Consider the following 23866-nt stretch of genomic DNA (forward strand, 5'->3'; position numbering starts at 1 on the left):
CGAGATAGCAACTGTCTGCCCGCAAACGAGAGAATTGACGCATGAGCGAAGACCGATCGAGCAACCCCAATCAAAAATCCTGGCTCGAGAAACTCTTTGGCGCCCTTTCCGGAGACAATGACGAACCCAGCTCACGCGATGAGCTGATGACGTTTTTACGCCATACCGCAGGGAAATTAAAGCTGGATCAAGACGCCATTATGATCATCGAAGGGGCGCTTGATATCAGCGATCAGCAGGTTCGTGAAGTGCTAATACCTCGCTCCCAGGTCTCAGCCATCGCTCTGGATCAAACCAGCGACGGCTACCTACCACTGATTCAGGAAACCGGCCACTCCCGCTACCCGGTGATTGGCGAAAATCTGGACGATGTAAAAGGCATTCTGCTGGTAAAAGATTTACTCCCCCTGCTCTCCCAGACACAGGCCCAGCGTGATGCGTTCAAGTTAGATGACATTTTGCGCCCCGCGATGTTTATCCCTGAATCAAAACGGCTAAACAGCCTACTCAAAGAGTTTCGGGATACCCACAATCACATGGCAGTGGTGGTGGATGAATACGGCGGCACCGCGGGCATTATCACCATCGAAGATATTCTTGAGCAGATCGTTGGCGACATCGAAGATGAGCACGATACCGATGAAGAGGACGATATCCGCGAAATAGAGAATAGCCGCTACGCCATTCGCGCGCTGACCCCCATCGAAGATTTCAACGAACGCTTTGACACCGAGTTCTCTGACGATGAGTTCGATACCGTTGGCGGCCTGGTGATGCAGCAGTTTGGCCATCTACCGCGGCGCGGTGAACACACCATTCTGGGCGGCTGGCGGTTTGTGATTCTCAATGCCGACACCCGACGCATCCGTCTACTCGAAGCCTATCGCGACACCCGCCGCGATGACGAAGAGGATGATGACCAGGAGAACAAGCCAGCCTAGGCGCTTGTTGTCGCGCTGTTTTCTCTCCACTCCCTCGCACTTTACCGTAGATAGGTTATCGCTATGGGTTTACCCCCCGCGTTTTTGTTACAGCTGCTTGCCGCCCTGGTGGCGGGCGGTTTCACCACCCTAACGGCTTCCCCTTTTGAGCTTTGGTGGCTTGGCCCGGTGGCCATTGGCTTACTCTATGTGGGCCTGCACACTTTAACCCCCGCCCAGGCGGCCCTGAAGGGCTGGTTATACGGTGTGGCACTGTTCGCCAGCGGCACCTCTTGGGTGTATGTCTCTATCCACGACTATGGCTACACCGGTGTACCGCTAGCTGTTTTCCTAACAGCGCTGTTTGTGACGATTCTGGCGCTGTTTTTTGCCGGCACTTTCTGGCTCTACCGGCGCTTCACCTCCGCCCGGCTTGCGTTTATCAGCTTTGCTGGCGCCTGGGTACTGGGCGAGGTGCTACGCACCTACTTGTTTACCGGCTTTCCCTGGCTGTTGCTGGGCTCTGGCTACGTCGACTCGCCGCTGGCTGCCTGGGCACCCGTTGGCGGCGTCTACCTGCTCTCGCTGCTGGTCGCACTTAGCGGTGCGCTTGGCGCTGAACTACTGCTGCGCCGTCAGTGGTGGACACTTGCGCCACTGGCGTCTATTTGGCTAATTCCCTTGGCACTCCCCCATCAGTGGACCACGCCTGTGGACGAGCCCACGCGCGTGGCACTGCTACAGGGCAACCTGCCGCAGTTGCTGAAGTGGACGCCCGAAGGGCAGCGCACGGCGGCGAATACCTATAGCAACCTCACCCGCGAAGTCGCCGATGAGGTTGACCTGATCATCTGGCCAGAAACCGCGCTGCCAATGATGGAGACCCAGGCTCGCCCGGTGCTGGAGCGGGTGCAAGCGAACCTACCGCCCGACGTCGCTCTGCTCACCGGCATCGTTCAGCGCGACGAGCAGGAGCGTTACTTCAATAGCGTGATTGGCGTCGGCGACGTAGAGGGCAGCTACCAGAAAGAACACCTGGTGCCTTTTGGTGAGTACCTGCCGCTGGAGAGTGTACTCCGCGGGGCGATTGATTTTTTTGACCTGCCCATGTCGACCTTTACCAAAGGTGAGCATGAGCAAACACCGATGCAGGCCACCGGGATTCATATTGGTAACGCTATTTGCTATGAGATCATCTACCCACAGCTAGTCGCCCGCCGAGCCCAAGACAGCGGTGTCATCATGACGGTGTCTAACGACACCTGGTTTGGCGCCTCAATTGGCCCCCACCAGCATCTGCAGATGGCACGCCTACGCGCGCTAGAGAATGGACGCTATGTGATCCGCGCCACCAGCAATGGCATTACCGCTATTATCGATTCCAGTGGGCGCATTGTTGAACGCGCGCCGCAGTTTGAGACAACCACGCTCACCGGTGAGTTTTACGCCATGGAGGGTCTAACGCCTTTCACCCGCTTGGGTAGCTGGCCAGCTTGGCTGTTAGCAGGCTTGATGCTCTTGCCCGGCGTGGTGGCAGCAAGAGTCACACGCCAACCACGAAGTTGAAACGCCTCAGGCGCTAAAGTGGCTAGCTAGAAAAACGGCCCGAGTCCTCTGCAGGACTCGGGCCGTTTTGTTTTGCTCCAGCTAGCTACCTACCTGAGTGGATAGATAGGCAGCTAGACAATCCGTTATTTAGGCTGCACTGTTTTTTAGCGTGGCCATATCAATCACGAAACGATAGCGCACATCGCCTTTTTCCATGCGCTCAAAACCTTCGTTAATGTTATTGATATCGAGCATCTCGATATCACAGGTAATGCCCTGATCGGCGCACAGCTTGAGCAGCTCTTCAGTCTCCGCAATGCCACCAATTAGTGAACCGGCAACCACACGACGCTTAAAGACCAAATTGAACGCTTCAATAGCAGGCTCAATAGGCTCTAACAAGCCGACAATGATATGGGTACCGTCATACTTCAACGACGTTAGGTAGGGGTTTAGATCGTGTTGGACAGGTACAGTGTCGAGCATGAAATCAAAGGTTTCAGCCACGGCATCCATTTGTGCCTGGTCGCTGGAAACCACCACGTGGTCTGCACCGTTACGCTTCGCTTCTTCAACCTTGGCGTCGGAACGGGTGAACACCGTGACTTCAGCGCCCAACGCTTTGGCCAATTTAACGCCCATGTGGCCTAAGCCACCCATACCGATCACACCGACTTTATGGCCTTTGCCCACGCCGTGATGCTTGAGCGGTGAGTAAGTCGTTACACCGGCGCATAGAATCGGCGCCGCTGAGGCCAGATCAATACCATCAGGCATCTGTAGCACGAAGTGCTCGCTCACCACGATGGAATCGGAGTAGCCACCCTGGGTTAGGGTGCCATCCTGGCGGTCTTCGCTGCCGTAGGTCATGGTGAAGCCTTCCAGGCAGTACTGCTCTACGCCGTCCTTACAGGCAGCACAGGTACGGCATGAATCGACCATGCAACCGACACCCACCAGGTCACCGGCTTTAAAACGCGATACTTTATCGCCCACAGAGGTCACGCGTCCGACAATCTCATGGCCAGGTACGACGGGATACTGGCTCATGCCCCAGTCATTGCGAGCAAAATGCAGATCGCTGTGGCAGACACCACAGTAGAGAATTTCGATGGCGACGTCATCGGGGCGCGGCTGGCGACGATCAAAAGTAAACGGTGCTAAGGGCTTATCGGCAGCGAATGCGGCGTAGGATAATGCTTGGCTCATCGGTGAAACTCCTTATCAGCAAAAGACTGCCATATAAATCAGCAGACATTTCCCCGCATGCGAGGTATGCCGATAGTATTCGCCTAATCAGTGATGATAGCGATGAACGAAGCTACGTCATTTTTGCCAAATACTCCGATAACACGTAATAAAATAACAAAAAATTGGCATAAATCATTATGATTATGCAAATTCCACTAGAAACCTAAGAGAAATCCTCATGACCTCCACCGCTCAGGCTGGCAATACGCTGGCTGCCGTTATCGCACCACTGGTTAAAAGCGACGGAATCAATAGCACATCACTGCCCGGCGTGTCGTTACTCTGTTTAAGCCGCCACCAGATTCGCACACCGCTGATCTATGAGCCAAGCCTGACCATCATTGCCCAGGGGCGTAAAATGGGTTATCTGGGTGATCGCGAAATCTATTACGACCCCGGCCACTACTTAGTCCAAACGTTGCCACTGCCCTTTGAGTGCGAAACCTACGGCTCGCCGGAAGCCCCTTTGCTGGGTATATCGGTGCGCCTGGATCCGGCACTATTAAGCGAGATGGTGACAGCTATGGGCGATACCGGTCATCACGCCCAGGCACCGCTGCCAATGGCCTCGGTGGCCATGACAGAGGGCATGCAGGACGCCGTATTGCGCTTGGCGCGCACGCTAAACGTAGCGGTAGAGTGCAGCGCCATGGGCAACGCCCGCATTCGTGACGTGGTGTTTGAAGCGCTGAAGGGAGAACAGGGGCCTGCTTTACGGGCGTTGGTATTAGGGCACGGTAATTACTCACGTATTGTGCAGGTGCTGTCTAAGCTCCACACCCATTTTGCCGACGACTTTAGCGTGGAGCAGTTGGCAGCACAGGCCCATATGAGCCCCTCGACTTTTCACCAGCACTTTAAGCAAATTACCCGCTCATCACCGGCTCAGTACTTAAAGCGGTTGCGCCTAATCAAAGCGCAGCAGTTGCTGCTGCAGGATAATCACAACGTTAATCAGGCCGCTGCGGCGGTGGGTTACCGCAGCGTGCCTCAGTTTAGCCGTGACTATAAGCGCTACTTTGGCGAGCCCCCGCTTCAGCATCGCCGCCAGGAGCAAGCGTTACGCGCTTAAAACGAGATTTAATGCAGGGCTTATTTAGCAAACACCTGACTCATATCTTTAAACGCCTTGAACTCCAGGGCATTTCCGCAGGGGTCGAGCAGAAACATGGTGGCCTGCTCACCTACTTCGCCTTTAAAGCGAATATACGGCTCGATCACAAACTGCGTATCGCGCGATTTCAAGCGCTCGGCCAGGGCTTCCCACTCGTCCCACGCTAATATTACGCCAAAGTGCGGCACCGGGACGTTGTGCCCATCTACCGGATTAGTGTGGGCGCTCTCTTGCCCCGGCGTTTTGGGCTGCTCATGAATGACCAGTTGGTGGCCAAAGAAATTAAAGTCGACCCACTGCTCGCTGGAACGCCCCTCTTCCAGGCCAAACACATCATTATAAAACGCTCGCGCCAGCGCCACATCGTAAACGGGAATCGCCAGATGGAAGGGTGAAAGGCTCATGGTCATTCTCCACATTATTGGGTTTTATGAGGGTTAGCGGGCACTTTATGCAGCCCCGCTGTATTAATCCTAGGGCCGCTCATGGGAAAATAAAATCAATAACTATTTAGCTGATTCACAAAAAGGATTGATCAATGATCCGTGAGCTAAAAACGCTGATTGCGGTAGCACAGGAAGGCACCTTTGCCGCAGCGGGCAATAAAATTGGCCTGACTCAAGCGGCGGTAAGCGCACAAATGAAACGCCTCGAGGAAGAGTTGGGTATCCCACTGTTTGAGCGTAAAGGGCGTGCCGCCATCTTGACGCAGCGTGGGCAGGAAACGTTAAAGCAAGCTCATGCACTGCTCACCCTCTACAGCACGCTGGGTGCGACGACTGCAGGCCAAGCCACCACTCAACGGGTCAACATTGGGGCCATCGCGTCCATACAGCGCTCGCTACTGCCCGATGCGCTGGCGCGCTTTCATCACGCCTATAGCGAATGCCGCACCCGCGTGGTGCCTGGGCTCTCCATGGAGCTGGTGAATCAAGTCGACGCTGGGGAACTGGATATGGCGGTGATTATTCGCCCGCCCTTTTCACTGCACAGCGATTTACGCTGGACGCCCCTTGCCCACGAGCCATTTCGTTTAATCGTGCCGCGCCATATTGAGGGCGATCACTGGCAGGAGCTGATCGCCCGCCAGCCGTTTGTCCGCTACGACCGTGCTTCCTTTGGGGGACGGCAGGTCGAACGCTTTCTACGCGACAATCACTGCAATGTACGTGAAGTATGCGAAGTGGATGAACTGGAGGCCATCGTTAAACTGGTCGCCAAAGGGGTAGGCGTTGCTCTGGTGCCCCAAGCGATTGCGCAGCAACGCTGGCCAGCGGAAGTGCGTGCGATTGATTTAGGTGAACGCACCTTTCACCGTGATGTCGGGCTAATTCACCCCAGTAGCGGCCATTTGAGCGAACCCGCCCGGGCGCTGGCCCAACTGATTGGCGAAATCGCCCAGCGGCCTGATAATGGCGCCTAAAACGTTTCGTTACATATCAAAGGAGTAAATGCATGAAACCAGAGGATCTGGAAAAGCTAGTGACGCGTACCATGCCCTTTGGCAAGTATGAGGGTCGGCTTATCGCTGACCTTCCCGGCCCTTATTTAAACTGGTTCGCTCGGGAGGGGTTTCCCTCCGGGGAAATTGGCCAACTGCTGCATCTGATGCACGAAATTGATCATAATGGGCTTGGCCCGTTGCTTGACCCACTGCGAAAAACGCCTAGCCAGCGTGGCGAAACTTAAGGCTGAGCGTTTTTATCTGCGTTCTCACGCTCGTCAAGGGCACCCTGAAACTCAGCGCGATAAGCGGCCTCGTGCTGTGCGGTATCCGCAGGAAAGCGGCCTAAGGTGACGGCTAGTTCAAAAAAGCCAGCCGCAGGTAAACCACCGCCTCGCCGGCTGACCACCAGTGCTGCGATGAAAGGCTTCTGCTGTGCGGCATCTTCGCGCATTAACTGCTCTAACGCCTGAGTGACTTGAGCGATAGTCCGCGGCGGTGTGAGCGCTAGCGCGCTAGCCACCTGCTGATATGTCATTGGCAGGGCGTCACGTGGTGCGCTGAGCAATAGCTGGCGAAGAGCGGCTACGTTATCGGTCATATATATCCTATCGTCAGGGTTTAACACGTTCACATTGCCCATTGACCCAGTGTTTGTGCTAAGAAGTCTCTGTGTTAAGAAGCATCCATGCTAAGAATAGCGAAATACGCTGTGATAAGGAGAGAACATGGTAACGCGACTAACAACGGTACGCCCTCGTGGAGGCCGTTGGCCAAACGTGCTGGCTGGCTTAGCCATTTTGCTGCTAGCGGTGGCGGCCCTAATGATGGCGGGTTCCGGGCCTGCTTATCGGGGCGAATTTATCAGCCTAGGCGAGGCGTTCAACTTACTCCGTAACGGCGTTTATGCCGCTGGAGGAGCAGTCGCGGTCAGTATTGTCACGCTACTGTTTAGTCTGCTGGCTCGTCGCTCTAGGCCCGCCTTAATAGCCACGCTGGTTATCGTCGCCGCTGCTGTACTGCTTTACGTACCCTGGCAGCATTGGCAACGCGCTCAACAAGTGCCCGCGATTCACGACATCACCACCGATACGCAGAACCCTCCTGTCTTTGAAGCGTTAGCTGACGCACGAGAAGCGGCGCCTAACGCGGTTGACTACCCGGGCGATGCCACCGCTCAGCAGCAGCAAGCAGCCTACCCTTATATCAAGCCGCTGGTCTTGGACGAGGCCCCACAAATGGTACTCGCTGCCGCACAAGCTGAGGCCGAAGAGGCTGGCTGGCGGATCGCACGAATTACCGACAACCACATAGAAGCCACCGCGACCACGCGCTGGTTTGGCTTTGAGGATGATGTGGTCATTCGCCTAACCGAGCTTGAGAACGGAGTACAGGTGGATATGCGCTCGGCATCACGTCTGGGTGCCAGCGACGTGGGCACCAACGCAGCGCGTATTGAAAAATTTTTAACGGCGCTGGAAGCGCGACTTGAGTGACCGCTTCAATAACGCCTTACTCACTCCCGTCAATGCAATGGATCACGTCTATTGCCGCCCTCGCGAGCTAAAATTTGCTCAGCATCCAGGGTGGCGATAGGCACTTGATGCTGGGTAGGAATATCACCCGTCAATTGAAGCGCCTGATAACGCAGAGCGCAAACGCGTAAAAACGAGGTAAAGTTACCCAAATCGTGCCCGGCATCGATAGATTCATGATAAAGCCGAGTAATCATTTGGGCCGTGTTCATTCCATCACGCTGGGCAATCTCTTCGAGAATGTGCCAGAAGTAATTTTCCATTCGCACGCTGGTAACCATGCCATCGATACGCAGCGAGTGTGTCGCACTGCGCCACAGCTCTGGGTCGGCTTGAATAAACAGTTTACACATAGGCTGTCTCTCGGGGTGTTCGTAACCACACGCATTATCAGGAATCCTCTGATTAGAGCATAGCGGCAATTATTGGCACAGCAAACAAGAGCGCCCAGCGGGTGCTGGGCGCAAATTTCGTTAGGTTAGTGGGCCAAGCTCACTTATTCAGTAGCGCCATAAACTGCGCCAGCCAGGCTGGGTGGGCAGGCCATGCGGGGGCGGTGACCAGGTTGCCATCGGTTACCGCATCGGTCACTTCCAGGTTGGCAAAGTGGCCACCCGCAAGCTCTACTTCCGGCTGGCAGGCCGGGTAAGCGGAGCACTGCTTCCCTTCCAGTACTTTTGCAGCGGCTAATAGCTGAGCGCCGTGGCAAATCGCCGCCACGGGTTTATTGGTCTCAAAAAAGTGCTGAACCATGGTTAGCACCTCTTTGTTCAAACGAAGATATTCAGGTGCACGTCCACCAGGCACTACCAAGGCATCGTAATCGGCGGGATTAATGCTGGCAAAATCGGCATTCAGGGCAAAACGGTGGCCGGGCTTTTCGGAATAGGTTTGATCGCCTTCGAAGTCATGAATCGCCGTCGCCACAGTATCGCCCGAGGCTTTCCCGGGGCAAACTGCATCGACACGATGGCCGACTGCCATAAGTGCCTGAAATGGCACCATGGTTTCATAATCTTCAGTGAAATCGCCGGTGATCATTAAAATGCGCTTGCTGCTCATCTCAGTGCTCCTCTTGGTTATCTTATGGTTATTGATCGAGTGTTTGAGCACACGCAGGGCGTGTTAGATGAGACTAGCAAGCGCTTTCCGACAATAGGTAGTAATTGCTTACTACTGAGTCACTTTCTCCTGCTGCGGAAGCGCTAGATGCCGTTGCCCTGCCGCGTCGCCGACCCGAAAGCGCCCTACCAGTGAATGCATATCACCGGCACGATCATCCAGCGTATGGCTGGCAGTCGTCGCTTCTTGCACCAAGCGGGCGTTCTGGTGTGTCACCTGATCCAGCTGCGAAATTGCCTGGTTGATCTGATCAATACCAGCAGATTGCTCATGGGTCGCCCCAGCAATCTCGGTAACATAGCGCGTCACCTCTCCCAGGCTATCAATGATTTCCTGCAGGTGTTTGCTTGAGGCGTTTACCAGTTGCTCACCCTCGCTTACCTTGGCGACACTGTCGTCTACCAAATGACGAATTTGGGCCGCTTCATCGGCGCTACGTCCCGCTAATTTGCGCACTTCTTGGGCCACTACGGCAAACCCACGGCCCTGCTCACCCGCTCGCGCCGCTTCAACAGAAGCGTTGAGCGCCAGCAAGTTGGTTTGAAAAGCGATATCGTCAATGGCTTTGATGATCGAGGTAATCTTTTCGCTCGCCTCGCGGATATCACCCATTGCCGCCGTGGTGCGCGTTGATACCTCACCAGCGGCACGGGCGCGCTGATCAACATTACCGCTAGCGTCTTTGGCTTGGTCAGCGTAATCAGCGGTCTGTTTCACCGTGGCCGTGATCTGTTCGAGGCTTGAAGCCGTTTCCGCCAACGATGCTGCCTGCTGGTCAGTACGCTGGGAGAGGTTTTCATTACCGGCGGCAATTTGGCGGCTGCTGGCCGCGATGGCTTCGGCACTTTCACGAATTTGTGCCACCATGCCTTCAAAAGTATTCATCATGTTGTTAAACGCTTGGGCAGTTTGGCCCACTTCATCATTGCGCTTAAGCTCTAGTCGCTTAGAAAGGTCAGCGTTTTCCCCTGCGGCTCCGCTGATGTTTTCCATTTGCTGGCGCATCGCCACTAGCGGGCCCAATACACGCACCATGGTACGCCAGCCAAAGATGGCAAGCAGCGCGATGACCGCCAGAGTAACCATAATCAGCAGTGAACGCCCGGCGTTGGCTAATGCTTCGGCCTGGGTCGCGGCGCTGTCCGCCTGAGCCACGGTAAATGCCTCCACGTCGCTCAGCGCCGTGCGCATCTGCGCCATGGCTTGGGCAACATTAGTGAGCGCCGCTTGCACCTGGGCGTTTAACTCTAACTGCTGTAAACGCAGCTCATAGACAGCGTTGTCATCGGATACCATCAACCCATCCAGCTCTACGATGACATCGTCTAGATCACTGATTTGCGCGCGCTGGTCTACTTCGGTGCTAGGCGCGTCGGCGATCGCCGCCAGTGATTGGCGAGCTAGACCCACCTGCTGGGCAATTTCATTGTGACGCAAATTGACCAGCGCATCGACGCTAGTCGTTTGCATCATCTGGCGGCCAAGATCTGACAGCTGCGCTAATGCCATGCGCGCATTGCCGCTCAGGCGTCCGATGTCCGCTTGCGCGGTAAACATATTGTCGAGCAATTGGGTCGGTAACGTGGTCATGCCATCTTCGCGCCAGGCTTCCACTAACTCGCGCTGTTCACGGTCACTGCGAACCTGTGCTAGCGCCGTCCGCCCGGCAATATCTTCGGCACTTAGTATTACTTGAGAAATAAGCGCTTGCATTGCACTGATGCGCTCAGCCATCTGGGTTTGTAGGCTCAGCTCTTCGCGGCGTACGGCTTCCAGCGCCGTATCTCCTTCCAGCAATGCTTGATAGTGGCTATCCAGCTCACTCAACCCTTGCGCTTGATCAACCCCATGGAGGCCTTGCCGTGCATCATTAAAACGCTCATCCAGTGCCGCTTGAGAGGTGGTCTCATCTAGATCAGTCACGCTTTCTGCGGCAAGCAAATCCGCATGGCGTTGACCAAATGCCCCCATGGTAAGCACCATGCCCATGCTGGCATCCTGAAGCGGCAATACTTCATTGGTAATATAACGCTGTGAGTCGATTAGCCGTTGGTTGGTCGTCCAACCGGTTGCCGCCAGCACCACAGCGCCTAGCACTGCGGCTAAGAACAGGCTGATCAACATCGCTCGAATACTTAAGGTTTTTTTCATTATCTGTTTTCACTTGTGTCAGGGGACAGACAGGTAACGTAAGCTTTAGGGCAACAGGCTTGCCCATTCCACCGACTCGAAACGGCCGTTTTTAATAATGGTTGGCCATACCGCATCACTGGCTTGATGGTCATTTGGCCCCAAGCTCAACGGCTCTTCCAAACCAATATCAACCGAGCCCAACCCAAGCAGACCATCCACAATCGCCTCACGGTCAGGGTTAGCACCGGCCGCTCTTACGCCCTCAACAAAGAGTTTTGCCGCCAAATAACCTTCCAGGGAAATAAAGTCAGGTTCACTACCACGGGCATGGGTTTCCAACGCTTTGCGGTAGGCCTCAACGGCGGGCAGGTCGGCATTTAGCGGGGGGACGACTTGGGTAATAATGACACCTTCCGCCAGATCGCCAAGTTCATCCATAAGTGCTTGGCTGCCCACAAAAGAAACGTTCAGAAATAGCGTATCAGGTAGGTCATTTTTCGCTTCGCGAATGAAGTCCGCTGCAGGGCCGTAAGTACCGACGATGATAACGGCGCGTGGTGTTACCGGCGCTTCCAGAATGGTCGCTAAGCCCTGGTGAATATTACGTGTACCGCGAGTAAAGCGGCCATGAGCCAGTGCCGCGATATTGTCGACGCCATGGGCAGTTAATGCCTGGGTGGCGCCATTGTATCCTGCATCGCCAAAGCTATCGTTCTGCGTAAAGAAGGCGATCTCCTCGGGCAAAACACCTGCCTCCAACAGCCCGTCCACCATGGCGGCGGTTTCTTGTACATAGCTTGCCCGGTAGTTAATCACGTAGCGGTCAGGCGGCGTCTTGCGCAGCACACCCGCGCCAGTAAAAGCGCCATACAGCAGCGTTTCATATTCGTTAAAGATGGGAATAGTAACGGTGGCCGTCGGAGTGCCGACATTTCCGATCGCCGCGAGCACTTCATCCTCTTGAATCAACTGTCGGGTATTACTGGCGGCCTGCAGCGGTTTGTACTGATCATCCCGGGCAATTAACGCCAGGGTTTCACCATTAACCCCGCCTGCCTCGTTGACTTCGGCAAAGTAGGTCTCGATACCTTTTTGCATACCCAATCCTAGCGGTGCGGCCCCACCGCTGGAAGGAGCAACAATACCGAAACTCAGTTCTGCCTGCGCAAGAAGTGGAACAAACATTCCCACTGCTAATGCTATATTCAATAAGTATTTTCTTAATAAGACCTTTTGTGACAAGGCTTTTATTAACAACCCGATTCCCAATCGTTGCATTGATCTGCTCCTTGCTGGCTAGATCACTTCCCCACTACATAAATGGCAATATCGAATACGTGCAATGGTTAACACCGCACGCGTTCGAAATCACCAACCAGTTCTTATCTCTATCGGCGGGAGGATATACGACTAAAGATTAATTATCGTCGGTTGCTAAGTAACAAATATTACTTAGATTGTAACAGTTGATATCACACCCGCCATTAGCGCAAAATTATGCTTTTAAGCAGGTCTTTCGATGGCGAAACGGTCACTGATACGGATGTAATCACTGCCTGCAAGCCGACCAACAGGTTTGAGTCGATCCATATCGACATGGCGACCATCCCACAGCGAATCGTCAATATGGATGGAGACAACCTGAGCCAGCACCAAAGTACCTGCTAGCGGCTGGTCACCAAAGCTAATCATATCGAATAGTTTGCAACCAAACGCCACGGGAGCGTTGGCAATGCGTGGCACGCTGACCCCAGGCATCTCAGCTTTTTCAAGGTCGGCCAGCGCAAACTCATCCTCTCCTGGCGGCAAGCTGGCGCTAGTGGTATTGAGCGCTTCTATCAACCCTTCACTACCCACATGTACGACACATTCAGGTACTTCTTTTAAATTGCGCACGGTATCTTTAAGTTCGCCGCTACCATTCAGCAGTGGAGAAAACGCCAGCACCGGTGGATTCACGCTGACCACGTTAAAAAAGGAAAATGGCGCCAAATTGGTATTTCCTTGCTTATTCTGGGTAGACACCCAGGCAATAGGCCGGGGGCAAACAGTGCCCGACAGCAACCGATAAATAACCCCTGGGCTTAGTGGGGAATCATCCAATAGGTAGTCGCTCATTTTTGACTCCTGAGTAATGGGTTTAGGCGTATTATCAACCTATAACAGCTATCACTTTACAACAGCATTGCCAGCATAGACGCGTTTTACAAACATATGCTGCCCAACAAGGAACCGATTCAATGAAAATTGTCATTGCTGATGATTATCAGGACTGTGTGCGCAGTTTAGACGCTTTCAAGCAGCTAGAAGGCCAAGAGGTAACGGTTTATCACGATACGCTTACTGACCTGGATGCATTGAGCGCGCGCTTTCAGGATGCCGAGGCGTTGGTACTCATCCGTGAACGCACGCCTATCACGGCCGCCCTGCTTGAACGCTTGCCCAACCTGAAAGTCATTAGCCAAACGGGTGGCGGTGCAGCGCACGTGGATATGGAGGCTTGCCGCCGTCATGGCATCACTGTCATGACGGGAACTGGCTCGCCCTATGCTGCGGCAGAACTAACCTGGGGCTTGGTGCTTGCCGCGATGCGCCATATACCCGCAGAGGTCGAGAACCTGAAAGCGGGCCGTTGGCAGCGTACCTTAGGCACGGGCCTTAAAGGCCGCACCCTAGGCATTTTTGGCTATGGCAAAATCGGCAGCTTAGTCGCGCGCTATGGCCAGGCATTTGAAATGAACGTTTTGGTGTGGGGAAGAGAAGGTACCCGCCAGCGCGCTTCAGATGCTGGACTAGAGGTAGCCAAAAATCAGGCCGATTTGTTCCAGCGTGCGGATGTACTCAGCCTACACCTTCGGTTAAACGACGATACTCGCGGTATCGTCAACGCTGAAACCCTCGACCAGATGAAGCCCACATCTCTGTTGGTGAATACCAGCCGTTCTCAGCTAGTGGCACCTGGGGCGCTGGAAAGAGCACTAAAAGCCGGGCGACCCGGTCAAGCTGCGGTAGACGTATTCGATGCAGAACCTGTATTCGAAAACTCACTGCTGGGACTGTCCAATCTGGTCGCCACACCACACCTTGGCTATGTGGAAAAGGATAGCTACGAGCTCTACTTTGGCGATGCGTTTAGTAACCTGCTGGCCTACATTAATGGTCAGCCAGTCAACAATCTAGCTGGCTAACCGGGCGCGCTAAAACGTGGGCTAAACATCAGGGCTGCAAGCGCCCCATAGTCTCATCAGGCTGGTAGCCCACACATTCGCGAGCTGAAACTCTCTCCCACAAGTGCTGAAAGCCCTCCTTCGTCTCAGGTGTGTCAATTGTGCTAGCCTTATGGGTTCACGAGTAACACAGGGGCCATTAATGCTCACCATTTCTAGCAATGTTACCCTGGCTGATTGGGAGATTGATATTAGCCAGATTCGCGCCCAAGGCGCGGGCGGCCAGAACGTCAATAAAGTCGCTTCAGCGGTACATCTGCGCTTCGATATTCTTAGCTCAACACTGCCACCGCTGTACAAAGAGCGCTTAATGGCGCTGTCCGATCAGCGCATCAGTAAAGAGGGCGTGGTGATTATTAAAGCCCAGAGCCATCGTAAGCTTGAGCTGAATAAAGAGGATGCGTTGGCACGCTTAAAAGAACTGATACAGAGTGCCACCAAGCAGCAAAAAGCACGCCGTGCCACTAAGCCCACCAAAGGTTCACAGCGACGCCGCGTCGATCACAAAACCCGTAAGGGCAAAATTAAATCGCTGCGCGGTAAGGTCTCGGCATCTTAATGACTAAAGACGCCGCACCTCCTGCTCAGCGCCCCCTTTCGCCCTGCATACAAATCTGTCAGATTGAACCAACAACATCGGTGTGCGAAGGGTGTGGTCGCACGCTGGATGAAATTGCGGTTTGGGGCAGCATGACCGAGGCCGAAAAGACCCCGGTATGGGAACGCTTAATAGCCGAAGGCTATGTTTCTAACGGCTATGTTTCTAAAGGCAGGGCTTCCGGCGAGTGACGGTCGCGCAAGATATGGTGTAGCTCGCCACACGCGACCATCGGGTCATCACAGTTAATCACAATATCCGAGTGGGCCAATACATAGCTGCGGCCAGTAATGGTATTTTCCACTACCTGGTAAGCCCCTTCCTGATGGGTGCCAATGAAGGTGCCGATAAACCCCGTCTCACGCAGTGACACCGTCTCTAGCTTATCACCTACATTCAAACGCCCTTCGTAGTTCATTAGCGCTAGACGTGCCGAGGTGCCGGTGCCCGTTGTGCTGCGGCAAATAACGCCTGGATGAACGTAGGTCGTTGACCGTGAACGTGTATACCCCTCCCCTATCTCCTCTTCAGGCCCCATAAAGTGCAAAAATGGCAGAGGCCCCACATCGCCCAGAGTGTAGTGAGAAAAGCCCCGCTGCGCTTTTATTGCCTCAACAATTTTGTAGGCACACTCTGAAAGTGCGCGCTCCTCATCACGCACCAACTTAAAGCCCAGCTCGGTTGCATCGACCAAGGCGTAAAAGCCACCGCTATAGGCGATCGAATAGGTGACTTCGCCAATCCCCGGCACTTGAATCGTATCGCGATAGGTATCGATATAGCTGGGAAGGCCGCCACAAGTAACCGACTCCACCACACCGTTATGTACCTTCGCTTCGATTTGCACTAGCCCCGCCGGCGCTTCAAGCTTAAAGCGCTGTATGCCTTCCTGCTTGGGCACAATGCCGCTCTCCAGCACGGCCGTGGCGGTACACAGCGTGTTGGAGCCAGAGTAAATAGGGTACCCCATCACTTCCATAATGATGTAACCCGCCACCGCCTCAGGGTGAGTGGCCGGCACCAACAAGTCGACCGACATTTCCGGAATGCCGTAGGGCTCTTCGAGCAGCAGGCGGCGCAAACCGTCGGCGTCATCACGCAGGTACTCCATCTGCTCGCGAACGGTGGCGCCAGGCAGAATATCAATCCCCCCTGTGACGATACGGCTAACGTCACCACCGGCATGAGTGTCCATTAGCTGGATGGTATGAAGGTTATGCACTAGCGGCGCTCCTAAACGGCAGAAGAAGGATTTTCAAGGGCGAACGGCGCACCGTGAGATGCCCACTGAGCATCAGGAACAAGCACAATTTTGCCCAGATAATTGCTGCCCCGGTTAACAAAATAGCGCTCGGCGGCATGCAGGTCAGAAAGCTTAAAAGCGGCGTGAAGTACCGGCTTTAATTCCCCACTGCGAATCCACGCCACCAGCTGTTCGGCCTCTTCGCGGGTGCCATGGGAAACGCCAAATATCTGTACTTGGTAAAGGTACACGCGGGTCCACATCATTTCGCTAAGGTTGCCACCGCTGGCACCAGCAATGGAGAGACGGGGGTAGCTCTTACGCCCCTGCATATCGACAATCATGGTGTCAATAAACAGGTTGGTCATCTCACCGCCGACTAAGTCCATCACCGCATCGATTGGTTTGCCGCCAGTGGTTTCCAGCACCCGGTCAACAAACGTCGGTAGGTCGCCACGATCAATGACCGCTTCTGCGCCTAGTGCTTTGAGCGCCTCGGCTTTATCTAACTGGCTAACGGCATACGGAACCGCTCCCACAATACGGCAGAGCTGAATGAGCGCGGTGCCCACACCGCCACTAGCACCACTGACCAGCACACGCTCGCCAGCACTCACCTTGGCGGCAGTCATCATGTGGTAAGCCGTTTGATAAGAGCACATGCCCATTGAGGCCAATTCAGCGTCGTGAAGCTCGGGGTTGGGCACGTGATAAAACTGATCAGCAGGCACAGCGATATACTCAGCAAAGCCGCCGTCGGCTCCATGGCCATAGTAATCCGGGGTTAGATTAATATCACGGCGTTCATCGGCGTAAATATTAAAATCCAGCAAACCTCGCTGACCAATGCGCTCAGCGTCAACGCCCTCTCCCACCGCCACTATGCGGCCAGCGACGTCGGCGCCTTGAATACGCGGGAAAGTTAAGGTTGGCGTACCTCCCATGGCAAAGGACGTGACATCGCCTTTGTCCTTGGTAGGGTACAGCCCTTCACGCGCTTTGCGATCAGTGTTGTTCTTCGCCGTGGCGGTCACCTGCACCAGCACTTCGCCCGCCTTGGGCTGCGGCGTGGCGACATCCTGATGGTATTCCAGCTTTTCGATACCGCCATGTCCGATCAAAAGCATAGCAGCCATTGTGGTGGGCACCGTGTGTGTTGTCTCGGCCATGGAGTGACTCCTAGGTTGGGCTAACGTCAAACTGCTAAAAATAGATTAGCTAAAAACAGGGACGCCAATCAGTACTGTGTGCAAGTAAAAGGCAAACACCACATACGCTACCAAGCCGACGAGTACGGTAACAATGGTGGCCATTTTATGGGTGCTGACGGGCGCGGGCGGTGCAAGACGGCCACGTTTTTTGGCGGCTTTGAACGCCAGGATAGCCCAGATAAGAAAGGCAGCAAAAAAGATAATATCACCCAAGCGACCGTTGGCCAGCAGGTGAGCAAAAGCCCAGACTTTCACCGCCAGCATCATCGGATGGCCAAGTTTGGCCTTAATCGCGTTATGCGGAATGTATGCCGCCACCAGCATAATAAAGGCCGGCACCATCAGCAGCGCCACCGCATGGCGCATTCCCATTGGCGGGTACCAGATATAGATGGGATCAAGGCGCATCTGGCCAAAACCGTATATAGCAATGGCCAGGCCAACGATGGATACCGCCGAATAGGCGACTTTCCAAGTGGTTTCGCCATGTTTCGCAATCTGCTGCTGACGCCAGTTTTCAGCAAAGATACGTACAGAGTGGCTGCCTAAAAAAATCAGCAGCCCGATAATCATAATCGTCATGGAACAACTCCCAGTGAAAACGCTAGTCGACGGCTTTATGCCTTATAGTCTTGGTCGCTGGAGAGGATGCCACACTCAGCCACCGACCACCTATGCATGGGTCAACTTTTTGTTTCCTGGAGTCGTTCTATGGGGAGACTAAACCCCGTCCTTAAAACCTGTCCTTAAAACCTGTCCTTAAAACCAATGCTTGCGCTTAAATAGCCAAATCATGACACCCGCAATACCCAACATGGCTCCCCAGACAAAAAAGTAGCCATACTGATAACGCAGCTCGGGCATATTTTCGAAGTTCATACCGTAAATCCCGGCAATAAACGTGAGCGGCACAAAAATCGCGGTAATCACCGTGAGCACCCGCATGGTGATATTTAGCTGGTGGGAGGAAATAGAGATATAGCCATCGATTAGGTCACCGCAAATGTCGTAGTACATTTGGGTCAATGTGTAGAGGCGTTCGAAGCGATCCGCTACATCGTTGATGGCGTGCAGGGTTTCGCTCTCTTCCCGCGGTAAATGCTCATAGTCATAAGCGGTGAGTTCTTGGGTAATCCCCTGGTGGTAGCTAAAGATGCGGCGCATTTTAACCAGCCGGGAACGGTAAGTGATGATCTTGCGCATTAGCACATCATTACCATTTTCCAGCAGTTCGTCTTCCAGATCGCTTAACGCCGTTTCGAACTCAAGCAGGCTATCGATATAAAAGCCCGCAGAAATATACATCACCCGCAGCGCGACATGTTCCGGCGAATGGGCCAGCAAGGCTTTACCGTGCTCGTTGAATAGCCGTTCTATGGAGAGCGCTTGGCCGGGATGGAGGGTGACCAGAAATCGCTCCCCCACAAAGAAACAGACCTGTTGAGGCAGATAGTTTAGTTCGGCATCAAAGGAGGAGATGCCACGATAAATAATCAAGGTGTGATTATCAAACTCTTCAATTTTTGGCGGATGGCGCTCTTTGTGGGCATCTTGAATCGCCATGGGGTGAAACTCAAACGCCTCTAAAATCGCCCGCTCGCTTTGTTGGGACTCGCCCTGCATATCGATCCAGATATGGCTGCCAGGCGTCGCCTGCCAGACAGCCAACAGGCTTTCATCCCCCTCGTGGGTCTCACCTTCAGGGGTAGTCAGAAGAGTTCGAATCATGGATGTCCTTGCGAATAGCTAGCGTTAAGTAGGCTAACAGCACACTCACCAGCGTTGAGGCGATTAACGCCCCGACGAATGGCCCCAAGGTAGGGACACTGCCCGGAAAACTGGCGGCCACCATCCCGGCGACCAAGCTTCCTTGGCTTAACCACCCTGGGAGAATGGCACCCAGCAGCCCCGCGATGCCACCTACAATGGCGGCCAGTGGCGTCATTCGTTGCCACAGGCCCAACAGCACAGGTACCACAATGGCAGCACACAGCAGGTCGGCAATCAAAAACAGACGCAGTACTGACAACCCCTGCAAGGCAATTAATACCACCGGTACCATTACTACCACTGTCACCCAGCGGGCAGCCACCAGTGATACGCCCTGCTGCTCGCTGCGCGCGACCACCAACGAGGCAATACCATTTTGCAGCGTATCAACACTGGAGGCCACCAAGGTCACCGCTAATACCAAGGCGGGTAGCGTCAGCCAAACAGGAGCATCACTTAACAGGGCAAAAAATGGCATCGGCGGCTCGCCTAATGGCACACCACTTATCGCGGCCAATACACCCAGACCACCAATCACCATGACGACGACTACCGTCATTGCGCCACCTAACCATGCCCCGCGCCCCAGGCTTTGATCGTCTTGAGCGGCCCACACGCGCTGCCAATAGCCTTGATGGAAGAGATTGGCCGCGGTAACCGCGATCACTAGCGTTAACGCTACGCTGAGCGCACTGGTGATGGGAATGGCAGGAAGCGCAGCCTCGTTGGGAATAGTGGGAAGCCGCCATAGGGCCATGCCACCGACCACACACAGCAGTACCAGTAACAACCACGCCTGCCAACGGTCAGTGGCAAGGCTGGCCCGTAGACCACCTGCCGCAGTATAGATGAGCGTGGTAAGCGCCACGCCAATAATCACCAGTGCGGGGGGCACATCGGAAAGCAGCGCGGTAATGGCGCCAATAGCGGTTAGCTCGGCAGCTAAAAAGCACGCCATATAGGCGATTGATACCAGCGTTACCCAGCGCCTTACACCAGGGCCATAGCACGCTTCGGCAAACTCGGCGATGCTGCGCCCCTCGGGCAGCGCCCGGCGAATCTTCGGCCCATACAGCCCCAAGACGATAAACGGCAGCGCAGAGCCTAATGCATAGCCTGCCAGGGCCAGCGGGCCAACAAAGGCGCCGATTTCAGGAGGAGCAAAGAGAATCCATGCGCCCATGCCGGAGGCAAGGAAGGAGAGCCCCAGGGTAGATGCCGTTTGCGAGTTACGGGCGGTGACATAGTCATCAAGTGGGCCATTCACCCAGCGAGCCCGGAGGCCTAAGTAAGCAAAGCAGCACAGCGCCGCACCAAGCACGGCTAACGTTAGGTAAAGCATGTCGCACTTCCTCCGCCGGTACGAACCGGATCAGGTTCCAGGGTCTGCGTAGCCGCATCTCAGCCCTTTTATGCAGGGCTCCCCTGGCGACAGTGAATGTAGGTGTTTTGCTAAGCGCTTTTTCTAAGTACGTTTTTGGGTACTGTTCGAAGCGCTGTCTCAAGAACTATTCTCAATCAAAATCATAGCTTAGTAAAGTTAAGGTGCGCTGGTCGCCTCTTAGCGAGGCACTCGCCCCATCAGGTAGAACTCCTCATTGGGTGGCGTACCTGCCAGGGTAACCAACCGATTCGACAAGCCAAAAAACGCCGCGATCGCGCCTATATCCCAGCAATCCTCTTGACTAAAGCCTACTTCCAGCAGGCGGGCAAGCCATTCATCAGTCATTTCACCCACATCGATGGCACAGTGCATGGCGAAATCGAGCATCACCCGGTGGCGCTCGCTAATCGGCGCCACCCGATGGTTGATCGCCACTTGGTCAGCGAGTAGCGGGTCTTTACTGTAAATGCGCACCAGTGCCCCGTGAGCAACCACACAATATAGGCAGCGATTACGTGCGCTGGTAGCCACTACAATCATCTCTTTTTCGGCTTTGGTGAGGGTATCTGATTCGCGCTCCATCAACGCATCGTGATAGGCAAAAAAAGCACGAAATTCAGCAGGGCGATGGGCCAACATCAGAAAGACATTGGGCACAAAACCCGCTTTACCCTGAACGGTCAAAATGGTATTGCGAATATCGTCAGGCAGGTCATCCAATGTTTCAGGCACGTTAAAACGACTTAATGATGAAGACATGCTCACCTCTTTCTTGTTAAGTTTAGCCATCTCATAAAAACGGCTTAGCGGTTGTGTAACAAAAAGCTGAATTAAGAGGCTTTTATTCAGCCGCCCTACTCGCCATACTGAAGATTCGTTCTGTGACAAAAAAACATGCGCTACTCTTAATAAACAGTTCGTTCAAAGGGACACTGTCATGAGCCATAACGAAGCCAAGGAACATACCCCCGGTCGTCTAAACGAGCTGTTTACTGACCCTTACCGAGCATTTGAAAATGATACCGATGAGCGTCAGCTGCACATTCGTATAATGCTACATATGCTGCTTGCCCGCCCAATGACACGGGGTCAAATGACACTTCGCGTCATTCATGGCTGGGAAAATGGCGGCTGTGAGCCCGAAGACCTCCAGCATGTCGACTATACTCTTGATGGCGTTCCTGACTTTAAGCGCGCTGTACAAGATTTTGAACACGCTTCTAAGCACAACACACCGTTACCTGCCGACAACAGCGCCATTCTTGCCGCCCCGCTTGCCAATGCAATTGCAGACGCCGAAGCCGAAGGGCAAGACCTTACCAACGATATTCGCGAGACCCCTGCGCGCTGGCCAGCCTTTGAGGGTGGTTTGGCACTATATACGCTGTTTAAAATGTACCATCGGCTGATTTATGGCGAAGATGACACCTACCGCTGCACGCAGTGTGTAACTCCGCTGGGAATGCGCGAAATACATGAGTTTCACCTTGAAGAGGGTGAGTTTGCTCTGCTCGTCCCCCCTGCTGAACACTTTATGGGTAAGGAGTCGCTGTTAGTATTGCATGAAAGCCAGCTCGGCCCCATTGAACAGCTGCTTGAAGAGAGCCTTCCGCTGTTTGACAACTTTTAAGCCAGCCACCTGGCTTGATCTGCCAAGCGGTTAACCGACCTCGTTAGCAACTGGCCCCGCTTAAGCGGAGCCAGTTAGCGCCACTTTTTTAACCCAGCGAAATCGTGCTATTAATACCGCTGGAAACATTCTCGGGTTCAAACCAACGTGCCGTTACGGTTTTTGTTTGTGTCCAGAATGCAATCGCCTGCTTACCATTGGGCCCTAAATCGCCCAGCTTTGAAGCCCTTGACCCGGTGAAACTAAAGTAAGCGACCGGTACGGGGATTGGCACGTTAATACCAATTTGTCCAACATCGATATCGGTTTCAAACCGGCGCGCTACCCAGCCTGAGTTAGTAAAGATGGAGGTACCGTTGCCGTTGGGATTGGCATTGATAAAGGCAATCGCCTCATCCAGGGTTTCAACACTGACCACACACAGCACGGGGCCAAAAATCTCTTCGCGATAAATGGTCATATCGGCGGTTACATCGGCAAACAGGGTCGGCCCCACGAAGTTACCGTTGGGGTAACCCTCTACCTGAACCTTGCGACCATCAACCATCAGTTTGGCGCCCTCTTTCTCCCCTGCATCGATTAAACGTAGTACACGATCACGGGCAGCAGGTGACACCAGCGGGCCCAAGTCCGCATCAAGCTGAGTGCCTGGGCCTACTTTCATTGCTCGCGCCGCATCTACTATATCGCTTAGCCACTCGCGTGCCTCGCCGACAAGCACCACTACCGAGTTCGCCATGCAGCGTTGGCCCGCAGCGCCAAAAGCTGAGCCCAGCAGGTTGTTGATCGCTTGACTACGGTTAGCATCAGGCATAACCACACAGTGATTCTTGGCGCCCATCATCGCCTGCATGCGCTTGCCCGCCGCTGCTGCACGGTTATACAGCAGCGACCCCACATGGGTAGAGCCGATGAACGAGAGCGCTTTGATATCCTGATGATCGGCAATTTGATTGGCCACGTCCGGGCCACCGTGCACTACGTTGAGCACGCCCGCTGGGATACCCGCTTCATGGGCTAGCTCCACTAAGCGCATGGTGGAGCTGGGATCCTGTTCGGAGGGCTTAAGCACAAAGGTATTTCCGGTGGCAATCGCCAGCGGGAACATAAAGCAGGGCAACATAATCGGGAAGTTAAAGGCGGTAATCCCAGCCCCCACCCCCAGCGGCTGGTGCATGGTGTAAACGTCTACCTCGTTGGCAGCGTTTTCGGCTAATTCACCCAACTGCAACGAAGTAATCGAACAAGCGTGCTCTACCACTTCCAGACCACGACCCACTTCGCCTTCCGCATCGGGCAGGGTTTTACCATGCTCCTCGGTGATAAGTGCCGCCAGTTCAGCGGTATTGTCGCGAATCAGCGCCTGCAGCTTGAGCATGATGCGCATGCGTTTCCCCAGCGGCACTTTACGCCACTCCTTGAACGCCTCTTTGGCACTACTGATAGCGCGTTCTACTTCGTCAGCGGTACAGAACGGCACTCGAGCCACTACTTCTTGCGTCGCGGGGTTGACCACGTCGCGCCACTCCTGGCTCTGTGACTGCACGGGCTGGCCATCGATATACATGGGAATTTCGCGAACGGACATAGCGTTGCTCCTATTTATGGTTGTGGTTGTTATGGGTGCGAGTATTAAAAAAGCTGTTTTTAAAACGCATCGCGGTAAGGCAAGTACACAGGGTATAGCAGCAAGTTGACGTTAACGTCAACCAAGTATCTCATGAGTAAACAAAATC

25 protein-coding genes and 1 riboswitch are annotated in these 23866 nt (G+C 54.2%); of the genes, 10 read left to right on the forward strand and 15 right to left on the reverse strand.

Annotated features, from left to right (window positions below; translation table 11 throughout):
- The first annotated feature begins 41 nt into the window (after positions 1-41).
- Entirely contained in the window at positions 42-941 is a 900-nt protein-coding gene (locus YERSI8AC_RS16515; protein ID WP_159177097.1) for an HlyC/CorC family transporter, read from the forward strand.
- Positions 942-1004: 63 nt separating this feature from the next.
- Positions 1005-2486 (forward strand): apolipoprotein N-acyltransferase, encoded by a 1482-nt coding sequence (gene lnt / locus YERSI8AC_RS16520; protein WP_159177098.1) that lies wholly within the window; start codon positions 1005-1007, stop codon positions 2484-2486.
- A 129-nt stretch (positions 2487-2615) separates the two neighbouring features.
- On the opposite strand, the gene YERSI8AC_RS16525 is transcribed toward lnt, so the two are convergent.
- Positions 2616-3677 (reverse strand): NAD(P)-dependent alcohol dehydrogenase, encoded by a 1062-nt coding sequence (locus tag YERSI8AC_RS16525; protein WP_009288229.1) that lies wholly within the window; start codon positions 3675-3677, stop codon positions 2616-2618.
- 220 nt (positions 3678-3897) lie between these two features.
- Between YERSI8AC_RS16525 and YERSI8AC_RS16530 the strand changes: the two genes are divergently transcribed.
- On the forward strand, positions 3898-4791 hold the full coding sequence (locus YERSI8AC_RS16530) for an AraC family transcriptional regulator (protein WP_159177099.1): 894 nt from the start codon (positions 3898-3900) through the stop codon (positions 4789-4791).
- Between the two features lie 20 nt (positions 4792-4811).
- Here YERSI8AC_RS16530 and YERSI8AC_RS16535 read toward each other — a convergent pair whose 3' ends face one another.
- Entirely contained in the window at positions 4812-5237 is a 426-nt protein-coding gene (locus YERSI8AC_RS16535; RefSeq protein WP_022522552.1) for a VOC family protein, read from the reverse strand.
- A gap of 134 nt (positions 5238-5371) precedes the next feature.
- Between YERSI8AC_RS16535 and YERSI8AC_RS16540 the strand changes: the two genes are divergently transcribed.
- Both YERSI8AC_RS16540 and YERSI8AC_RS16545 read left to right on the forward strand, forming a co-directional pair.
- Entirely contained in the window at positions 5372-6256 is an 885-nt protein-coding gene (locus tag YERSI8AC_RS16540; RefSeq protein WP_027960047.1) for a LysR family transcriptional regulator, read from the forward strand.
- 32 nt (positions 6257-6288) lie between these two features.
- Positions 6289-6522 (forward strand): DUF3820 family protein, encoded by a 234-nt coding sequence (locus YERSI8AC_RS16545; RefSeq protein ID WP_022522550.1) that lies wholly within the window; start codon positions 6289-6291, stop codon positions 6520-6522.
- On the opposite strand, the gene YERSI8AC_RS16550 is transcribed toward YERSI8AC_RS16545, so the two are convergent.
- Complete coding sequence (locus tag YERSI8AC_RS16550) at positions 6519-6878, reverse strand: hypothetical protein (RefSeq protein ID WP_035538246.1); 360 nt, start codon at positions 6876-6878, stop codon at positions 6519-6521. The genes YERSI8AC_RS16545 and YERSI8AC_RS16550 overlap by 4 nt on opposite strands.
- 127 nt (positions 6879-7005) lie before the next feature.
- On the opposite strand from YERSI8AC_RS16550, the gene YERSI8AC_RS16555 reads away from it, so the two are divergent.
- Positions 7006-7773 carry a DUF1499 domain-containing protein gene (locus YERSI8AC_RS16555; protein WP_159177100.1) on the forward strand — a complete coding sequence of 256 codons (768 nt, stop codon included), beginning with the start codon at positions 7006-7008 and terminating at the stop codon, positions 7771-7773.
- Positions 7774-7802: 29 nt separating this feature from the next.
- On the opposite strand, the gene YERSI8AC_RS16560 is transcribed toward YERSI8AC_RS16555, so the two are convergent.
- The 5 genes from YERSI8AC_RS16560 to YERSI8AC_RS16580 form a co-directional block, all read right to left on the reverse strand.
- Positions 7803-8165, reverse strand: a complete 363-nt coding sequence (locus YERSI8AC_RS16560; protein WP_027960044.1) for a ribbon-helix-helix domain-containing protein — start codon at positions 8163-8165, stop codon at positions 7803-7805.
- 139 nt (positions 8166-8304) lie between these two features.
- Positions 8305-8874 carry a DJ-1/PfpI family protein gene (locus YERSI8AC_RS16565; RefSeq protein WP_022522546.1) on the reverse strand — a complete coding sequence of 190 codons (570 nt, stop codon included), beginning with the start codon at positions 8872-8874 and terminating at the stop codon, positions 8305-8307.
- A 111-nt stretch (positions 8875-8985) separates the two neighbouring features.
- The gene (locus YERSI8AC_RS16570; protein ID WP_009288225.1) at positions 8986-11085 is read right to left on the reverse strand and encodes a methyl-accepting chemotaxis protein; all 2100 of its coding nucleotides are present in this window, start codon (positions 11083-11085) and stop codon (positions 8986-8988) included.
- Positions 11086-11130: 45 nt separating this feature from the next.
- Entirely contained in the window at positions 11131-12252 is a 1122-nt protein-coding gene (locus YERSI8AC_RS16575; RefSeq protein ID WP_236557326.1) for an ABC transporter substrate-binding protein, read from the reverse strand.
- 318 nt (positions 12253-12570) lie between these two features.
- A complete protein-coding gene (locus tag YERSI8AC_RS16580) occupies positions 12571-13185 on the reverse strand; it encodes a flavin reductase family protein (protein WP_022522543.1) in 615 nt (204 codons plus the stop codon).
- 122 nt (positions 13186-13307) lie between these two features.
- On the opposite strand from YERSI8AC_RS16580, the gene YERSI8AC_RS16585 reads away from it, so the two are divergent.
- The 3 genes from YERSI8AC_RS16585 (at position 13308) to YERSI8AC_RS16595 (ending at position 15083) form a co-directional block, all read left to right on the forward strand.
- Complete coding sequence (locus tag YERSI8AC_RS16585; protein WP_159177102.1) at positions 13308-14255, forward strand: D-2-hydroxyacid dehydrogenase family protein; 948 nt, start codon at positions 13308-13310, stop codon at positions 14253-14255.
- Positions 14256-14436: 181 nt separating this feature from the next.
- Positions 14437-14853 (forward strand): alternative ribosome rescue aminoacyl-tRNA hydrolase ArfB, encoded by a 417-nt coding sequence (gene arfB, locus YERSI8AC_RS16590; protein ID WP_027960041.1) that lies wholly within the window; start codon positions 14437-14439, stop codon positions 14851-14853.
- Positions 14853-15083, forward strand: coding sequence for a DUF1289 domain-containing protein (locus YERSI8AC_RS16595; protein WP_159177103.1), 231 nt, complete (start codon positions 14853-14855; stop codon positions 15081-15083). The genes arfB and YERSI8AC_RS16595 overlap by 1 nt, the downstream gene beginning before the upstream one ends.
- Here the strand turns inward: YERSI8AC_RS16595 and YERSI8AC_RS16600 are convergent.
- The 6 genes from YERSI8AC_RS16600 to YERSI8AC_RS16625 form a co-directional block, all read right to left on the reverse strand.
- The gene (locus tag YERSI8AC_RS16600) at positions 15050-16114 is read right to left on the reverse strand and encodes a proline racemase family protein (protein ID WP_201304233.1); all 1065 of its coding nucleotides are present in this window, start codon (positions 16112-16114) and stop codon (positions 15050-15052) included. The two genes, YERSI8AC_RS16595 and YERSI8AC_RS16600, sit on opposite strands and share 34 nt — an antisense overlap.
- A gap of 11 nt (positions 16115-16125) precedes the next feature.
- A complete protein-coding gene (locus YERSI8AC_RS16605) occupies positions 16126-17304 on the reverse strand; it encodes a zinc-binding dehydrogenase (RefSeq protein ID WP_159177104.1) in 1179 nt (392 codons plus the stop codon).
- A 45-nt stretch (positions 17305-17349) separates the two neighbouring features.
- Entirely contained in the window at positions 17350-17928 is a 579-nt protein-coding gene (locus YERSI8AC_RS16610) for an NnrU family protein (RefSeq protein WP_009288219.1), read from the reverse strand.
- Positions 17929-18105: 177 nt separating this feature from the next.
- Positions 18106-19074, reverse strand: coding sequence for a magnesium/cobalt transporter CorA (gene corA, locus YERSI8AC_RS16615; RefSeq protein ID WP_022522538.1), 969 nt, complete (start codon positions 19072-19074; stop codon positions 18106-18108).
- Entirely contained in the window at positions 19046-20458 is a 1413-nt protein-coding gene (locus tag YERSI8AC_RS16620) for a sodium:solute symporter family transporter (RefSeq protein WP_159177105.1), read from the reverse strand. Before YERSI8AC_RS16620 ends, corA begins: the two co-directional genes overlap by 29 nt.
- A riboswitch (TPP riboswitch) is annotated at positions 20448-20553 on the reverse strand. (Overlaps the previous gene by 11 nt.)
- Positions 20554-20677: 124 nt before the next feature.
- Positions 20678-21259, reverse strand: coding sequence for a peroxidase-related enzyme (locus tag YERSI8AC_RS16625; protein ID WP_027960035.1), 582 nt, complete (start codon positions 21257-21259; stop codon positions 20678-20680).
- 178 nt (positions 21260-21437) lie between these two features.
- On the opposite strand from YERSI8AC_RS16625, the gene YERSI8AC_RS16630 reads away from it, so the two are divergent.
- A complete protein-coding gene (locus YERSI8AC_RS16630; protein WP_009288215.1) occupies positions 21438-22130 on the forward strand; it encodes a hypothetical protein in 693 nt (230 codons plus the stop codon).
- Positions 22131-22218: 88 nt separating this feature from the next.
- Here YERSI8AC_RS16630 and YERSI8AC_RS16635 read toward each other — a convergent pair whose 3' ends face one another.
- Complete coding sequence (locus YERSI8AC_RS16635) at positions 22219-23718, reverse strand: CoA-acylating methylmalonate-semialdehyde dehydrogenase (protein WP_009288214.1); 1500 nt, start codon at positions 23716-23718, stop codon at positions 22219-22221.
- Positions 23719-23866 lie beyond the last annotated feature (148 nt).

The organism is Halomonas sp. 113, from assembly GCF_904067645.1.
Taxonomy (GTDB): Bacteria; Pseudomonadota; Gammaproteobacteria; order Pseudomonadales; family Halomonadaceae; genus Vreelandella; species Vreelandella titanicae.

Coding starts and splice junctions, on each gene's coding strand:
- YERSI8AC_RS16630 (WP_009288215.1), top strand. CDS start 21,438: ATGAGCCATAACGAAGCCAAGGAACATACCCCCGGTCGTCTAAACGAG.
- YERSI8AC_RS16545 (WP_022522550.1), top strand. CDS start 6,289: ATGAAACCAGAGGATCTGGAAAAGCTAGTGACGCGTACCATGCCCTTT.
- YERSI8AC_RS16635 (WP_009288214.1), bottom strand. CDS start 23,718: ATGTCCGTTCGCGAAATTCCCATGTATATCGATGGCCAGCCCGTGCAG.
- YERSI8AC_RS16525 (WP_009288229.1), bottom strand. CDS start 3,677: ATGAGCCAAGCATTATCCTACGCCGCATTCGCTGCCGATAAGCCCTTA.
- YERSI8AC_RS16565 (WP_022522546.1), bottom strand. CDS start 8,874: ATGAGCAGCAAGCGCATTTTAATGATCACCGGCGATTTCACTGAAGAT.
- YERSI8AC_RS16530 (WP_159177099.1), top strand. CDS start 3,898: ATGACCTCCACCGCTCAGGCTGGCAATACGCTGGCTGCCGTTATCGCA.
- YERSI8AC_RS16535 (WP_022522552.1), bottom strand. CDS start 5,237: ATGAGCCTTTCACCCTTCCATCTGGCGATTCCCGTTTACGATGTGGCG.
- YERSI8AC_RS16625 (WP_027960035.1), bottom strand. CDS start 21,259: ATGTCTTCATCATTAAGTCGTTTTAACGTGCCTGAAACATTGGATGAC.
- YERSI8AC_RS16580 (WP_022522543.1), bottom strand. CDS start 13,185: ATGAGCGACTACCTATTGGATGATTCCCCACTAAGCCCAGGGGTTATT.
- YERSI8AC_RS16540 (WP_027960047.1), top strand. CDS start 5,372: ATGATCCGTGAGCTAAAAACGCTGATTGCGGTAGCACAGGAAGGCACC.
- YERSI8AC_RS16550 (WP_035538246.1), bottom strand. CDS start 6,878: ATGACCGATAACGTAGCCGCTCTTCGCCAGCTATTGCTCAGCGCACCA.
- YERSI8AC_RS16610 (WP_009288219.1), bottom strand. CDS start 17,928: ATGACGATTATGATTATCGGGCTGCTGATTTTTTTAGGCAGCCACTCT.
- corA (WP_022522538.1), bottom strand. CDS start 19,074: ATGATTCGAACTCTTCTGACTACCCCTGAAGGTGAGACCCACGAGGGG.
- YERSI8AC_RS16555 (WP_159177100.1), top strand. CDS start 7,006: ATGGTAACGCGACTAACAACGGTACGCCCTCGTGGAGGCCGTTGGCCA.
- YERSI8AC_RS16570 (WP_009288225.1), bottom strand. CDS start 11,085: ATGAAAAAAACCTTAAGTATTCGAGCGATGTTGATCAGCCTGTTCTTA.
- YERSI8AC_RS16605 (WP_159177104.1), bottom strand. CDS start 17,304: ATGGCCGAGACAACACACACGGTGCCCACCACAATGGCTGCTATGCTT.
- YERSI8AC_RS16620 (WP_159177105.1), bottom strand. CDS start 20,458: ATGCTTTACCTAACGTTAGCCGTGCTTGGTGCGGCGCTGTGCTGCTTT.
- lnt (WP_159177098.1), top strand. CDS start 1,005: ATGGGTTTACCCCCCGCGTTTTTGTTACAGCTGCTTGCCGCCCTGGTG.
- YERSI8AC_RS16560 (WP_027960044.1), bottom strand. CDS start 8,165: ATGTGTAAACTGTTTATTCAAGCCGACCCAGAGCTGTGGCGCAGTGCG.
- YERSI8AC_RS16585 (WP_159177102.1), top strand. CDS start 13,308: ATGAAAATTGTCATTGCTGATGATTATCAGGACTGTGTGCGCAGTTTA.
- YERSI8AC_RS16595 (WP_159177103.1), top strand. CDS start 14,853: ATGACTAAAGACGCCGCACCTCCTGCTCAGCGCCCCCTTTCGCCCTGC.
- YERSI8AC_RS16575 (WP_236557326.1), bottom strand. CDS start 12,252: ATGTTTGTTCCACTTCTTGCGCAGGCAGAACTGAGTTTCGGTATTGTT.
- YERSI8AC_RS16515 (WP_159177097.1), top strand. CDS start 42: ATGAGCGAAGACCGATCGAGCAACCCCAATCAAAAATCCTGGCTCGAG.
- arfB (WP_027960041.1), top strand. CDS start 14,437: ATGCTCACCATTTCTAGCAATGTTACCCTGGCTGATTGGGAGATTGAT.